Annotated in this window: 9 protein-coding genes and 1 tRNA gene; 4 read left to right on the forward strand and 6 right to left on the reverse strand. The window is 72.9% G+C overall.

All coding sequences use genetic code 11. The features are described 5' to 3' along the window. Positions 1-205 precede the first annotated feature (205 nt). The 4 genes from tmk to ACZ462_RS25480 all read left to right on the forward strand — a co-directional run bounded on the left by tmk (position 206) and on the right by ACZ462_RS25480 (position 6,810). A complete protein-coding gene (gene tmk / locus ACZ462_RS25465; protein WP_467805555.1) occupies positions 206-3,457 on the forward strand; it encodes a dTMP kinase in 3,252 nt (1,083 codons plus the stop codon). Positions 3,458-3,666: 209 nt separating this feature from the next. Further along, positions 3,667-4,878, forward strand: coding sequence for a DNA polymerase III subunit delta' (locus ACZ462_RS25470; RefSeq protein WP_467805553.1), 1,212 nt, complete (start codon positions 3,667-3,669; stop codon positions 4,876-4,878). Positions 4,879-5,050: 172 nt separating this feature from the next. Further along, positions 5,051-6,619: an alpha/beta hydrolase gene (locus ACZ462_RS25475; RefSeq protein ID WP_467805552.1), complete on the forward strand. Its 1,569-nt coding sequence runs from the start codon at positions 5,051-5,053 to the stop codon at positions 6,617-6,619. A gap of 117 nt (positions 6,620-6,736) precedes the next feature. Next, positions 6,737-6,810: transfer RNA gene (locus ACZ462_RS25480), tRNA-Thr, on the forward strand. A 131-nt stretch (positions 6,811-6,941) separates the two neighbouring features. Here the strand turns inward: ACZ462_RS25480 and ACZ462_RS25485 are convergent. From ACZ462_RS25485 to ACZ462_RS25510, 6 genes are read right to left on the reverse strand one after another with little or no spacing between them, the layout of a single operon-like run. After that, complete coding sequence (locus ACZ462_RS25485) at positions 6,942-7,976, reverse strand: hypothetical protein (protein ID WP_467805551.1); 1,035 nt, start codon at positions 7,974-7,976, stop codon at positions 6,942-6,944. Further along, positions 7,970-8,992, reverse strand: a complete 1,023-nt coding sequence (locus ACZ462_RS25490) for a glycosyltransferase (protein ID WP_467805550.1) — start codon at positions 8,990-8,992, stop codon at positions 7,970-7,972. Before ACZ462_RS25490 ends, ACZ462_RS25485 begins: the two co-directional genes overlap by 7 nt. A 1-nt stretch (position 8,993) precedes the next feature. Then, positions 8,994-10,286, reverse strand: a complete 1,293-nt coding sequence (serS, locus tag ACZ462_RS25495) for a serine--tRNA ligase (RefSeq protein ID WP_467805548.1) — start codon at positions 10,284-10,286, stop codon at positions 8,994-8,996. After that, positions 10,279-10,992 (reverse strand): histidine phosphatase family protein, encoded by a 714-nt coding sequence (locus ACZ462_RS25500; RefSeq protein ID WP_467805546.1) that lies wholly within the window; start codon positions 10,990-10,992, stop codon positions 10,279-10,281. The genes serS and ACZ462_RS25500 overlap by 8 nt, the downstream gene beginning before the upstream one ends. Then, positions 10,989-11,915, reverse strand: coding sequence for an aminoglycoside phosphotransferase family protein (locus ACZ462_RS25505; protein ID WP_467805545.1), 927 nt, complete (start codon positions 11,913-11,915; stop codon positions 10,989-10,991). The genes ACZ462_RS25500 and ACZ462_RS25505 overlap by 4 nt, the downstream gene beginning before the upstream one ends. Next, positions 11,915-13,162, reverse strand: coding sequence for a methionine adenosyltransferase (locus ACZ462_RS25510; RefSeq protein WP_467805544.1), 1,248 nt, complete (start codon positions 13,160-13,162; stop codon positions 11,915-11,917). Before ACZ462_RS25510 ends, ACZ462_RS25505 begins: the two co-directional genes overlap by 1 nt. Between the last annotated feature and the right edge of the window lie 35 nt (positions 13,163-13,197).

A 13,197-nucleotide genomic window follows, 5' to 3' on the forward strand; every position in this document is an offset into this window, starting at 1 on the left:
CGGAACGGCAGGATCCGGCGGGGGCGGGGCGTCGCCGCGCGTCAGCGCGGGGCACCCGCCCCCGCCGCACGTCCGGCCCGTGCGGCCTTTGCCGTGCCGGCGGTGCCGGGTGGTGCAGGGGGAGGCCGGGCGGGAGCGGGGGAGGGGCGGCCGGGGTTGTCCACAGGCCTCCGCAGCCGTCCGGCGCAGCGGATAGGCTGGGCGGATGACGCGAGCCGAGCAGCCGACTGGCGTGACCGCCCCCGTGAACCCCTCCTACGACGAAGCCCTCGCCGCGGACTCCCGCGAGCGGGCGGTGCGCGCCCTGCTGCGCACACCCAGGCTGCGGCGGCTGTGGAGCGCCCAGCTCGTGAGCGGCATCGGCGACGCCCTCGCCCTGCTGGTCCTGGTGCTGCTGGCCTTCCAGACAGCCGTCTCCCAGGAGGCGTTCGGCGGCGGCTACCGCGGCTGGGCCCTGACCGTCGCCGCCGTCTTCGGCGTCCGCATCGCCGCGACCCTGGTCTTCGGCGCCGTCCTGCTCGGCCCGCTCGCCAAGCTCACCGCCCCCGGCGGCAAGCTCGACCGCCGCTGGACCATGATCGCTGCCGACGGCGTCCGGATCGGGCTGTTCGTCGTCGCCCCGCTGTGGCTCGACTGGATCCCGGCGCACGCGCTGACCGCACTGCTGGCCACCGTCTTCGTCTCCGGCGCCGCCGAGCGGCTGTGGACCCTGGCCAAGGACAGCGCCGCCCCCGGCCTGCTGCCCGCCGCGCCGCCCGAGGGCGCCGCCGTACGGCCGCTGCCCGACCACCTCGACGCGCTGCGCCGGCTCACCCTGCGCACCTCCTTCGCCGCGATGCCCGCCGCCGCGGGCGTGCTGCTCGCCGCCACCCTGATCGGCAAGGCCCTCGGCCTCGGCGTGGACTGGCTCGCCGCGAACCAGGCCGCCCTCGGCTCGTACGTGGCCGCCGGACTGTTCGCCGCGTCCCTGTCGCTGCTCGTCCCGCTGGTCCTGCCCGACGGCAGGACGCCCCGCCCGCGCTCGCCGCTGGAGGGGCTGCGCGCCCCCAAGGCGGGGGACCGGCCCGACAAGGGGCGCACCGGCTCCATCCCGCTGTTCGTCCTGGCCTGCGCTGCCGTCGCCGGAGCAGTCGCCGGCGCCGCCGCCGTCGCCGTGCTGCACGCGTACGACCTCGGAGGCGGCCCCGCCACCTTCGCGCTGCTCGTCCTCGCCCTCCTCGGCGGGACCGCCGCCGGCATCCGCGCCACCCAGGCCGGGAAGGTGCTGCCCGCCCTGTCCCGGCGCCGCCTGCTCGCCCTCGCCACCGCGGTCGCGGGCGCCGCACTGCTGCTGAGCGGCCTGGTGCCCGACACCGCGACCGTGCTGCTGCTGTCGCTGCTCGCCGGCGCCGCCGCGGGCGTCGCCGCGAACACCGGGCACACCCTGCTCGACCTGGAGACCGAGGAGCTCCGCCGCGGCCGCGTCACCGAGCACCTGCAGGCCGTCGTACGGGTCGGGGTCGGGCTCGGGGCGCTCTGCGCCCCCGTCGTGGCGGCCGGGATCGGCCCGCACCGGCTCACCGCCGGCGACCTGGTGTTCCGGCACGGCGGCGCTGCCTACACGCTGATGATCGCCGGTGCGCTGCTCCTGCCGGTCGCCGTGATCGTGCTCGCCAAGGCCGACGACCGGGGCGGCGTACCCCTGCGCCGCGACCTGCGTGACGCGCTGCGCGGCGGGGAGCCCCTCCAGGCCCCGGCCGCCTCCGGTTTCTTCATCGCCCTCGAAGGCGGCGACGGCGCCGGCAAGTCCACCCAGGTCCAGGCCCTCGCCGAGTGGATACGGAGCAAGGGCCACGAGGTCGTCGTGACGCGCGAGCCTGGCGCCACCCCCGTCGGCAAGCGGCTGCGCTCCATCCTGCTCGACGTCTCCTCCGCGGGGCTGTCGAACCGGGCCGAGGCCCTGCTGTACGCCGCCGACCGCGCCGAGCACGTCGACACGGTGGTCCGGCCCGCCTTGGAGCGCGGCGCCGTCGTCATCAGCGACCGCTACATCGACTCCTCCGTGGCCTACCAGGGCGCCGGCCGCGACCTGTCCCCGACCGAGATCGCCCGCATCTCGCGCTGGGCGACCGACGGGCTCGTCCCCCACCTGACCGTGCTGCTCGACGTCTCCCCGGAGACCGCGCGCGAGCGGTTCACCGAGGCCCCCGACCGGCTGGAGTCCGAGCCCGCCGAGTTCCACCAGCGGGTCCGGGCCGGCTTCCTCACCCTCGCCGCGGCCGACCCCGGCCGCTACCTCGTCGTGGACGCCGGGCAGGACCCGGAGGCGGTGGCCACCGTCGTACGCCACCGCCTGGACCGGATGCTCCCGCTCTCCGAGGCGGAGGCGGCCGCCCGGGTCGAGGCGCGCCGCAAGGCGCTGGAGGAGGCCCGGCGCCGCGCGGAGGAGGAAGCCGCGCGCAAGGCCGAGGAGGAGCGGCTGCGCGCCGAGGAGGAGGCCCGCCGGGCCCGCGAGGCCGAAGAGGCCCGCCGCCGCGCCGAGGCCGAGGCCGCCGAGGCACGCCGGATCGCCGAGGAGGAGGCCGCGCGCAAGGCCGAGGAGGAGCGGCTGCGCGCCGAAGAGGAAGCCCGCGCCCGCGCCGAGGCCGAGCGGCTCCGCGCCGAAGCCGAGGCGAAGGCCCGCGCCGCCGAGCAGGAGCGGCTGCGCCTCCAGGCGGAGGAGGAGGCCCGGCTGCGCGCCGAGGCCGAGGAGCGGCGCCGGGAGAAGCAGCGGCGCGCCGAGGAGGCGCTGCTGAAGGCCGAGGAGGCGCGCCGGCTGGCCGAGGCCCAGGCGACCGCCGCCGCAGCGGAGGCCGCCCGCAAGGCCGCCGCGGCCGCTGCCGCCGCGCCCGCCGAACCCGCCCCGCGGGTCTCCATGACCAAGGAGCCCCACCCGGACGACGCGGTGACCGTGGAGACGCCCATGGTCCGGCCGCCGGTGGACAAGCGGGTCGTCCGCCCGGACGACGTGACGCAGACGGTGCCGATGCCGAAGGCGGACCCGGCGGGCTCCGCCGACCGGGCCGCCGACCGGGCCGCCGACCGGGTAGATCCGGCGGCGGAGACCGCCGTCCTGCCGCCCGTGCCGGCGTCCGGCCCGGCCGACGAGACGGCCGTTCTGCCGCCCGTACGCCCGGACGGGCCCCGGCCCGGCGGGCGCGGAGCGGACGAGGCCCGTCCGCAGGCTCACTCGGCGGTCCGGCCGACGGCCCGGCGCCCCGACCACGACCCGGCGGACCGGGTGCCGCCGGGCATCTTCCGGGAATCCGGCGACGACGCGACCCGCGAGCTGCCGCTCCTCGACGAGGCCGGCCGGCCGCGCGCAGGGCGCCCGTCGTGGGCGGAGGACGCCCCCGAGGACGACGACCTGCCGACCCTTGCGGACGAGCTGCTCGGCCCGCGCCGGGACGACGACGAGGACGGCCGGCGCCGCCGCTGAGCGGGGCGGGGACGGCAGGCAGTGAAGGCGCCTGGCCCATGCGCCGGCCCGGCTCCGGGCCGGGATCCCGGGCCGGAGCCGGGCACGGCCGGGACTGTCGGCGGCGGGCGCCACACTGGAGGGCGCACACGCCGGTCCGGAAACGGCCGCACGGCCGTCACCGACAGCCGGGCGAATGGCACAGGAGCACGTGGAAGGCGGTGGGCGGGATGCCCGTGTGGGACGACCTGGTGGGCCAGGAGCGGGTGCAGGCGCAGCTTGCCGCGGCCGCCCGTGACGCCGACGCCCTGGTCACGGCCGTGGAAGCCGGGCAGGAGCCGCCCGCCGCGTCCAAGATGACCCACGCCTGGCTCTTCACCGGCCCGCCCGGCTCCGGCCGGGCCTCCGCAGCCCGCGCCTTCGCCGCCGCCCTCCAGTGCACCAGCCCCGACCGGGCCCTCGGCGGCGAGCCCGGCTGCGGCTTCTGCGACGGCTGCCACACCACCATGGTCGGCACCCACGCGGACGTGGAGATCGTCCGGACCGACCTGCTGTCCATCGGCGTCAAGGAGACCCGCGACCTCGTCCGCCGAGCCCAGCTCTCCCCGGCCGTCGGCCGCTGGCAGGTCATCGTCCTGGAGGACTCCGACCGCCTGACCGAGGGCGCCGCCAACGTCCTCCTGAAGGCCGTGGAGGAGCCCGCTCCGCGGACCGTGTGGCTGCTCTGCGCCCCCTCCCTGGAGGACGTGCTCCCCACCATCCGCTCCCGCTGCCGGCACCTGACGCTGCGGACCCCGCCGGTCGCAGCCGTCGCGGACGTGCTCGTACGGCGCGACGGCATCCCGCCCGACATGGCCGCCTTCGCCGCCCGGGCCACCCAGGGGCACCTCGACCGCGCCCGCAGGCTCGCCCAGGACCAGTCGGCCCGCGCCCGGCGGGCCTCCGTCCTGAAGCTGCCGCTGCGCGTCGGTGACGTCGGCGGCTGCCTGAAGGCCGCCCAGGAGCTCGTCGACGCCGCCGCCGAGGACGCCAAGCAGCTCGCCGAGGAGGTCGACGCGAAGGAGACCGAGGAGCTGAAGGCCGCCCTCGGCGCCGGAGCCGGCACCTCCGGCCGGCTGCCGCGCGGCACGGCCGGCGTGATGAAGGAACTGGAAGACCGCCAGAAGCGCCGCCGCACCCGCACCCAGCGCGACAGCCTCGACCTCGCCCTGACCGACCTCACCGGCTTCTACCGCGACGTCCTCGCCCTCCAGCTCGGCAGCGCCCTCGCCATCGCCAACGAGGACCTGCGCCCCGACCTCGAACGGATCGCCCGGGCCGGCGGCCCCGAGCGCACCCTGCGGCGGATCGAGGCGATCAGCGCCTGCCGCGAGGCCCTCGACCGCAACGTGGCGCCGCTCCTCGCGGTCGAGGCCATGACGATGGCGCTACGCGCGGGCTGACAGCCGCGGGCCCCTCCGCCCGCCGGAGCCGGGCCCGCCGCAGTCGACCGCGGTTGACCCCTCACCCGTACGAGCGAACCGCCCGGTCGCGGCGCACGAACGCCGGGCACCGTCCGGGCGGCCGCCCGAGGCTCACCCGGCCGGGCCGCCCGCCAGCACGTAGGCTCCGAGGATGGACACCAGTCGCCTCCTGCGCACCACCGGCACCGTCCTGGCGGCGGCCGGGCTGCTGCTCTCCGGCTGCACCTCGGACGGCTCGACCGCCTCCCGCGCCTCCGCGTCCGCGGTCCGCGGCACCACGCCGTCCCCGCAGCCGACCGCCGTGCCCGCCGCGCTGCGCCCGTACTACGAGCAGAAGCCGGCCTGGCGCGACTGCGGTGTCCCCGGATTCCAGTGCGCCACGATGAAGGCCCCGCTGGATTACGACCACCCCGAGTCCGGCCAGGACGTCGACATCGCCGTCGCCCGCCGCCCCGCCACCGGCCCCGGCAAGCGCCTCGGCTCGCTGGTCGTCAACCCCGGCGGGCCGGGCGGCTCCGGTATCGGCTACCTCCAGGCCTTCGCCGGCATCGGCTACCCGGCGTCCGTGCGCGCCCAGTACGACATGGTGTCCTTCGACCCGCGCGGCGTGGACCGCAGCAGCCCCGTCCAATGCCTGACCGGCCCCGGCATGGACAAGTACACGCAGGTGGACCAGACCCCCGACGACGAGGCGGAGCGCGCCCGCCTCGTCGCCTCCTTCAAGGAGTTCGCGGCCGCCTGCCGGGAGCGCTCGGAGCGCATCCTGCCGCACGTCTCCACCGTCGACGCGGCCCGCGACATGGACATGCTGCGCGCGGTCCTCGGCGACGAGAAGCTGACGTACGTGGGGGCCTCGTACGGCACCTTCCTCGGCGCCACGTACGCGGACCTCTTCCCCGGCCGGGTCGGCCGGCTCGTCCTGGACGGGGCGATGGACCCCTCCCGCTCGGCGATCGACATGAACCGCGACCAGACCGCCGGCTTCGAGACCGCCTTCCGCTCCTTCGCCCGGGACTGCGCGAAGCAGCCGGACTGCCCGCTCGGCAAGGGCGGACCGGACGCGGTCGCCGCCCGCCTCGGCGAGTTCTTCACCGCGCTCGACGCCGAGCCGGTGCCGAGCGGTGACCCGGCCCGCCCGCTCGGCGAGTCCCTCGCCACGACCGGCGTGATCGCCGCCCTGTACGACGAGAGCGCCTGGCCGCAGCTGCGCGAGGCGATCGCCGCGGCGATGGACGGCGATGGCTCGGGCCTCCTCGCCCTCGCCGACACCTACTACGAGCGCGAGCCCGACGGCCGGTACGCGAACCTGATGTACGCGAACGCCGCCGTGAACTGCCTCGACCAGCCGCCCTCCTTCTCCGGCCCCGAAGCCGTCCAGGCCGCCCTCCCCTCGTTCCGCAAGGCGTCCCCGGTGTTCGGCGCGGGCCTGGCCTGGGCCGCGCTGAACTGCACGTACTGGCCGGTCAAGGCCACCGGGGAGGCCCGCCCGCTGACCGCGAAGGGGGCCGCGCCGATCGTGGTCGTCGGCACCGTCCGGGACCCGGCGACCCCGTACAAGTGGGCGCAGGCCCTGGCGGGCCAGCTCGACTCGGGCGTCCTCCTCACGTACGACGGCGACGGCCACACGGCGTACGGCCGCGGCAGCACGTGCATCGACAACACGATCAACACGTACCTCCTGGAGGGCAAGCCGCCCCAGAACGGCAAAAAGTGCACGTAACACCCCCGCCCGGCGGCCGCCTCGCAACCCGGTTCGGGGCACCCCGTCCGAGCCTGTAGACTAGGCGCCGCTGCTGATGAGCGAACCCCACCAGGGGAACACTTGTCTACCGGCGGTGCCGCCTTAGCTCAGTTGGCCAGAGCAACGCACTCGTAATGCGTAGGTCTCGGGTTCGAATCCCGAAGGCGGCTCAGAGAAAGGCCAGGTCAGATACCAGCTGACCTGGCCTTTTCTGTTGCTCGAGGCATGATGAGTCACACGCCCGGAGTGCCGTGACTTTGTCGGCGTATTTCTTCCGCCTGGCCTTCGCCGTCCCGGTCTTCTACGCCTCCTCAGCGGCAGGACTGGCCTGCGCTTCTCGCTCGGTTTTGGGGCTTCTCTCGATCATGCGAGCGATCTCCGGCCATGGAGCACGCAAGGCGTCGAAGAGCGACCAGTAGTCGTAGGCAGCTCGAACCATGGCGCTGACGCCGAGGCGGGTGGCTTCGGGATCGATGGCGCCTATGACGCGCCGTGTGATTCCGCCGGCACCCCGAGCTGCTGGGGCGATCCCGTTGCCGAGCAGGAGCGTGGCGGTACGGAGGGCGTCCAGCGTCGGTGGTGTCGCCATCTGTGCGAAGCGCCCAAAGATCAGGGGGCGCCAGCTCGCCCTGGTACGCGCCCAGGCCAGGCGTTCCAGCCCAGTACCGAGGTCAACGGCCATCCGGTCCGGGTGATCCGTGTTCCACAGGAGGACGATGTCGCCAAGGGTGAGGTCCAGGTGGCGGAAGCGCAGTGTGATGCCTTCGACCTGCCGTCGGCGCCACGGGGTGAGCGCTCCGTAGATGCTCAGGTGCCGTGCATGAAAGCCGAGTTGGGAGAGGACGGTCAGCCAGCCGTCGAGGATGGCGCCGTACTCGTCCAGCCCGACTATGGGTTGGACTCGGGAGACGTTGACGAAGGAGGTTAGGAAGCCGTCCATCAACTGGCCGTCCGCGTCCCTTTGGCCGGTGAAACGGACGACCGGCTGCGGAATGAATCCGCTGCGATATGTACGCAGTTGGCCGTTCTTGAGGACCGGGTCCAGGGCCTGGACGGCGGAGATCGTCAGTTCAGTCTCCCTGCCCCATCGGAGTGGGAGGCAGGCGTCACGTGGGGCGCCGTCCCGCGCGAAGCCGGCTTCCAGGGAGTCGAGGATCTCCCTCCACGTGGGTGATCTGCGTGGCGGCTGGTAGGGGCTTCCCCGGTGCGGGTGAAGAATCTCGATGTGGGGGCCGTCGGCGGTGAACTCCCAGTGGGGGCCTAACGCGGCGCTCAGTACGTCGGGTATCCGCTGGGCCAGGTCGTCTCCGACGGTGCCGGCGGCGCGGGTCAGCACGATCGGGCCGACATCGCCTGGAAGTGCCGCGCCGGGTCGAAGCGCTGCAGTCCGATCGCCTGGACGCGCTGGTGGTCGAGGCTTTCCGCCTGTTCGATCGCGTCGGCGAGCCTCCGTGCCGCGGTCTCGTCTTCCTCCCTGGGGTCGACGACCGCGACCGCGCCCGTCTCGTCGCACAGGGCGGCGTGGGCGCAGGTTCCTTCGCGCCAGGTCAGGGCGGCCATCGGAGTGCCGGCGCGGAGGGATTCGCCGAAGACCGCGGCACCGGCTTCCACGTACGTGCGGGCGTACGTGTAGACGAAGACTGAGGCGTCGGCGATGGCTGCGGTCTTGGCGGGACCGCCGAGTTCGCCGATCCACTTCACGTGGTCGGCGCCGAAGAGCCGTTCGTGGCGTCGCACGTACGCCTCGTCGAAGACGGGGCCGACGATCCGAATGCGGCGACCGAGGATCTGGGCCGCCCGCACGGCGATGTGCGGTGCCTTCTCCTCGTCGATCCGGCCGAGCCAGACGAGATCGGTGCCCGCGGTGGCCGGCGGCTCCTCCTCGTCGAGGCCGAGATGGACGGCGAGCTCAGGGATCGGCCGGTGGTCCGCGTACCGTTCGATCATCTCGGGCGAGTAGCAGTAGAGCCGCGAGCGCTGGCCGTCGAAGGCGGTGGCGGTGTGCTGGAAGACGGGCGAGTGCTGGAAGGTGGCGACGTCGCAGTCCAGCTCGTTCCAGGTGCGCGTCCACGCGGGAAGCGACGGGTACTCGTGGCCGACGACCAGGAGGCCGTACCCCGTGTCGCGCAGCTCGCGCTCGGCGAGCGATCCGGTGGAGATGTCCTCGAGCCGGACCGGCTTGCGGACCCAGTCGTGCTCCAGGTCCGTGAGCCAGCCCGGCCCGAGGAGGTGTACGTCGGCGCCTGCGGCACGGGCGCCTACGGCGACCGCCCACAGCCATCGTTCGATCCCGCCGTATCCGGCGGGTGGAAAGGCGTGGCTACCAGGGAAGTCGCAGACGCCGACGAGCACGTTATGCCTCCGGTGTTCCGTCCGCCGAGATACGGCGGAAGCCGAGATACGGGAAGAGTGATTCGGGCAGGACGATCGAGCCGTCCTGCTGCTGGCACTGCTCAAGGAGCGCGGCCAGGGTGCGGCCGACAGGCAGACCGGAGCCGTTGAGGGTGGCGACGAGCTTGGGCTTGCCGTCCTCGCCGCGGGTCCGGATGTTCGCCCGGCGGGCCTGGAAGGTTCCGAAGTTGGAGACCGAGGAGATCTCGCGGTACGTGTTCTGGCTCGGGATCCAGACCTCGAGGTCGTACGTGAGCTGGGCGGAGAAGCCGGTGTCGCCGGCGGGCAGCTTGATGACCCGGTAGGCGAGGCCGAGCTCCTTGAGGCACGCCTCGGCGTGGCCGACCATCTCCTCCAGCTCGGCGTCCGCCGTCTCCGGATCGACGATCTTGACCATCTCGACCTTGGCGAACTGGTGCTGGCGGATGAGACCGCGGGTGTCGCGGCCGTACGAGCCGGCCTCGGACCGGAAGCACGGAGTGTGCGCCGTGAACGCGAGCGGCAGCTCGGCGGGCGGGATGATTTCGTCTGCGTGGAGGTTGGTCAGCGGAACCTCGGCCGTCGGGATGAGGAACAGCTCCCGGTCGGCGACGCCGGTCTTGAACAGGTCCTCCTCGAACTTCGGGAGCTGGCCGGTGCCGGTCATCGTCTTGCGGGTGACCAGGTACGGGACCGCGTACTCGACGTACCCGTGGCGGCGGGTGTGGAGGTCGAGGAAGAGCGCGGCCAGGGCTCGCTCCAGAGCAGCGCCGGCGCCGCGGGAGACCGCGAAGCGCGGGCCGGACAGCTTGGTCGCGCGGCCGAAGTCGAGGATGCCGGTGGCCTCTCCGAGATCGACGTGGTCCTTCGGCTCGAACGGAAACGCGGGAGGCGTGCCGATGCGCCGGATCTCGATGGCGAACTCCTCGGAGTCGCCATCAGGCGCCGAGTCGTCCGGCAGGTTCGGGATGCTCAGGAGCAGATCACGGAGCTGGGCCTCGATCTCTTCCTGCCCCGCTTCGATGTCGCGGACCTGCTCCTTGATCTCGCGGGCGCGCTCCTTCAGCTTGCTGATGTCGCCGCCCTGCTTGGCCGTCTGCTGAACCTCACTCGCCACCCGCTTGGACTCGGCCCGCAGCTCGTCAGCCGAGCGGATGTTCTGGTTCCGACGAGTCTGGAGCGACTCCAGCTCGGACAGGTCCAGGGAGTAACCGCGACGAGCGAGCCGACGAACCGCTTCGGCACCCATTTCAATCAGGGCGCGGGCATCATGCATGAGGAAGATCCTTCTGATCCGGCGAGTGGTGGGATACGGGATCGACGGTAGCAACCGCGGCCCCTTCGCCGATCCGCATTACCTCCCTGTCACCAGAGCCGACCGCGTGATCGAGAACGCCAGTTTCAAGATCGTTCATCAGGGCCCCGACGAATACCGGCAACTCGTCATCGGGGATGGCGACCGGCTCGATGTACGGGGCTTCCGGGAAGAAGAGGGGCATGGCCCCGCCAGGAGTCCGTTCGCGGTGCCACAGAAGCACGGAGACCAGCAGGCCGTGGGCCACCAGGACGCGGGGTCCGGGGTGCTCCAGGGCCGCGAGCACCCCGGTGAGCATCCTGCGGATGCCCTCGCGCTGCGACTCGCTGCCGTCGGGCGGGCGCTCGTGGGCGCCGTGCCCGTCGAGCCAGACGGCGTATTCCAGGAACGGGTTTCCCTCGAATTCTCCGTAGTCGAGTTCGTTCAGCCGAGGATCGGTGATCAGTTCCGGCCCGGGGACTCCCATCAGGAGGTTGGCGGTCTGCTGAGCGCGGGGGAATTCGCTGGCCAGCCACGTTTTCACGCTGTGGAGGGGGACGCTGCTCCATCCTCTGTTCAGCGACCGGCGGCCTTCCTCGCTCAGGCGGATGGGCTTGGTCGGATCGCCGTTGACGAGATAGCGCCGGCTGTAGTTCGTCTGTCCGTGACGGAGGACGTAGGTCGTCATGATCGGTTCCTTGGGGTCGGCGCCGACAGCCACGCGAGGACGTCGGCCATCCTCGGCGCGCGCGGATCACCGGTGTCGAGGTAGAAGAGCAGGCCGTCCAGGGCCAGGGCCCTGCACCATGGCGCCAGGACGGGCACGGGGATGCGGGAGATCCGGGCGGCTGTGGCCAAGCGAGCGTCCGTGCCGTGCCCGAGGTCGTAGTACACGGTCCAGAAGGCCCAGTCGAAGGCTGCGTCGCCCACCATCGGCAGGGGATCGATCAGGCGGGGGTGGCCCAGCCAGTCGAAGAGGACGTTCTCTCGGTAGAGGTCCGCGTGCAGGACGGTGGATCGAGCGGAGTCCTCCTCCAGGGCCACGAGGGCCGGGACGGCCGCGTCGACGTGCTCCTGCCACGGGCTGGCGTCGACCGATTCCAGTCGGCGCCGCACCCTGGGGCGTACCTCCTGGTCGAGGTACGTGGTCAGGAGCGGAAGGTGACGCGGCCGGCGCCGACGGCGGCCGAAGGTGTGGAGGCCCTGGAGGGCGGCGGCCACGGTCGGAAGCTCGCGAGGCGGTCGCTCATCGCCACCGGGGCTCTCTCCGATCATCTCCAGGGCCGCCACGGCCAGGTCGTCCGCCGCCTCGACGACGCCCGCCGTTGGCCCGCCCGCCCACAGGCGTAGGGCGTTGCCCTCGTTGCGGAACCGGGCGGGATCGGCCCACGCCTTGAGAAGCAGCGGACGCCCGTCGAAGGTTCCGGCCGTGACGACCACCGAGGCGTGTCCGGCGTCGTGGTAAGTCCCTAGCGTGAGCTTCCAGCGCTCCGCCGCGCGCTCCATCAAGGTGGGCACGGCGTCGAGCCAGCCGGAGACTCCAGGACCGTAGTGCGTGACCAGCCGCCGTCGGCATTCCTCGGAGACCTCGCCGAGCGTCCGCTCCTCCATCAGCTCAGCACGATCCCGTCGGAGACCAGCTCGTCCGTGAGGGCGGGGAAGCCCTCCAAGGATTCGGCGACGAGGGCCTGGACCTTGTCAGTCTCGACCTCCGAGGAGGACAGCCGGACCAGGATCCGCCACGGCTGGTCGAGGCGCTGGCCGGTGGTGCTGACGAGGTGCACCTCCGCGTGCCCGTCGGTGGCCTCGTACAGCCGCTGGGCCAGGCGCTGGGCGGCGATGTTGTAGAGCTTGCCGACGTGGTAGACGGGGTTCTTGCCGTTGGCACCCTCCAAGTTCATCGGCCGCAGTGGCGTGATCAGTCCGTTGACCCGGTTGCCGCGGCCGACGACGCCCTCGTCGCCGGACTCGATCGAGCTGCCGGTGTAGGTGAGGTACAGCTCGTCCTTCTCCGGCACGTCGCGCGCGTTGAGCCGGAAGCGCGTCTCGGCTCCGGGCAGGCGGCGGCCGGCCATCCGGTGGCACTCGGCGAGGACGCTCTCGGTGTTCCGCACGTACTCCGCGCGGCTGGCGACGAGCCGCGACTTCTGCGGGACGCAGAGGACGACGTCCGCCTGTTCACCGTCCCAGTAGCCCATGAGTTTCACGTCCGATCCGCACCAGGCATGGGAGAGGGTGAAGTCGCTCTCCCCGGAGAAGTGGTCCACCAGCTCGCGGACGAACGACTCGAAGGGGTTCTCCGGCGCCCAGCCGGTTCCGAGGGAGGTGTCGTTCGACAGCCGGACCCGGCGCTCACGCAGGTCGTCGATGGAACGGGGGTTGAACCAGCGGGTGCGGTCCGGCACCGCGTCACCGGTGAGGACCGCTCCGGGGCTGGAGTTGCTGGTGATGTTAAAGGTGATGTTGAGGTGCTCCGACACCTCCGGGAGCCGCTCGGCGAAGAATGCCCCGACCTCGGCCTCGACGATCTCCTCGACGGGGATCTTCTCGCCCCCGCACATGGGCGCGGCCCGCCCGTTGACCAGGACGCGCACAGGGGCTGTCATGCGGCCAGCGCCGTAGCGGACCTCGCTGGCACCGCCGAGGAGGGCGAGCTTGTCGAAGTTGTGGTGCAGCACCGAGCCGAAGCGCTCGACGGTGTAGCGGCTGTACGCGCGGGACAGTCGCTCGGCGAGGTGGTCGGCCAGGGTGTCCGGGTGACCGAGCCCCTTCCTCTCGACGATCGTGGTCGCACCGGGCTTGGCGGTGCCCGTCTCAATGGACAGGTAGCCACCCTCGGTCGTGATGGTTTCGCGCATGACAAACTCCGATCTCTCAGCCTGAGGAAGACGGG

It is taken from the genome of Streptomyces sp. NPDC031121, assembly GCF_055570615.1.

Bases quoted from the DNA above. Each gene is read 5' to 3' on its own strand.
- tmk (WP_467805555.1), top strand. From the start codon at position 206: ATGACGCGAGCCGAGCAGCCGACTGGCGTGACCGCCCCCGTGAACCCC.
- ACZ462_RS25470 (WP_467805553.1), top strand. From the start codon at position 3,667: ATGCCCGTGTGGGACGACCTGGTGGGCCAGGAGCGGGTGCAGGCGCAG.
- ACZ462_RS25475 (WP_467805552.1), top strand. From the start codon at position 5,051: ATGGACACCAGTCGCCTCCTGCGCACCACCGGCACCGTCCTGGCGGCG.
- serS (WP_467805548.1), bottom strand. From the start codon at position 10,286: ATGCATGATGCCCGCGCCCTGATTGAAATGGGTGCCGAAGCGGTTCGT.
- ACZ462_RS25500 (WP_467805546.1), bottom strand. From the start codon at position 10,992: ATGACGACCTACGTCCTCCGTCACGGACAGACGAACTACAGCCGGCGC.
- ACZ462_RS25505 (WP_467805545.1), bottom strand. From the start codon at position 11,915: ATGGAGGAGCGGACGCTCGGCGAGGTCTCCGAGGAATGCCGACGGCGG.
- ACZ462_RS25510 (WP_467805544.1), bottom strand. From the start codon at position 13,162: ATGCGCGAAACCATCACGACCGAGGGTGGCTACCTGTCCATTGAGACG.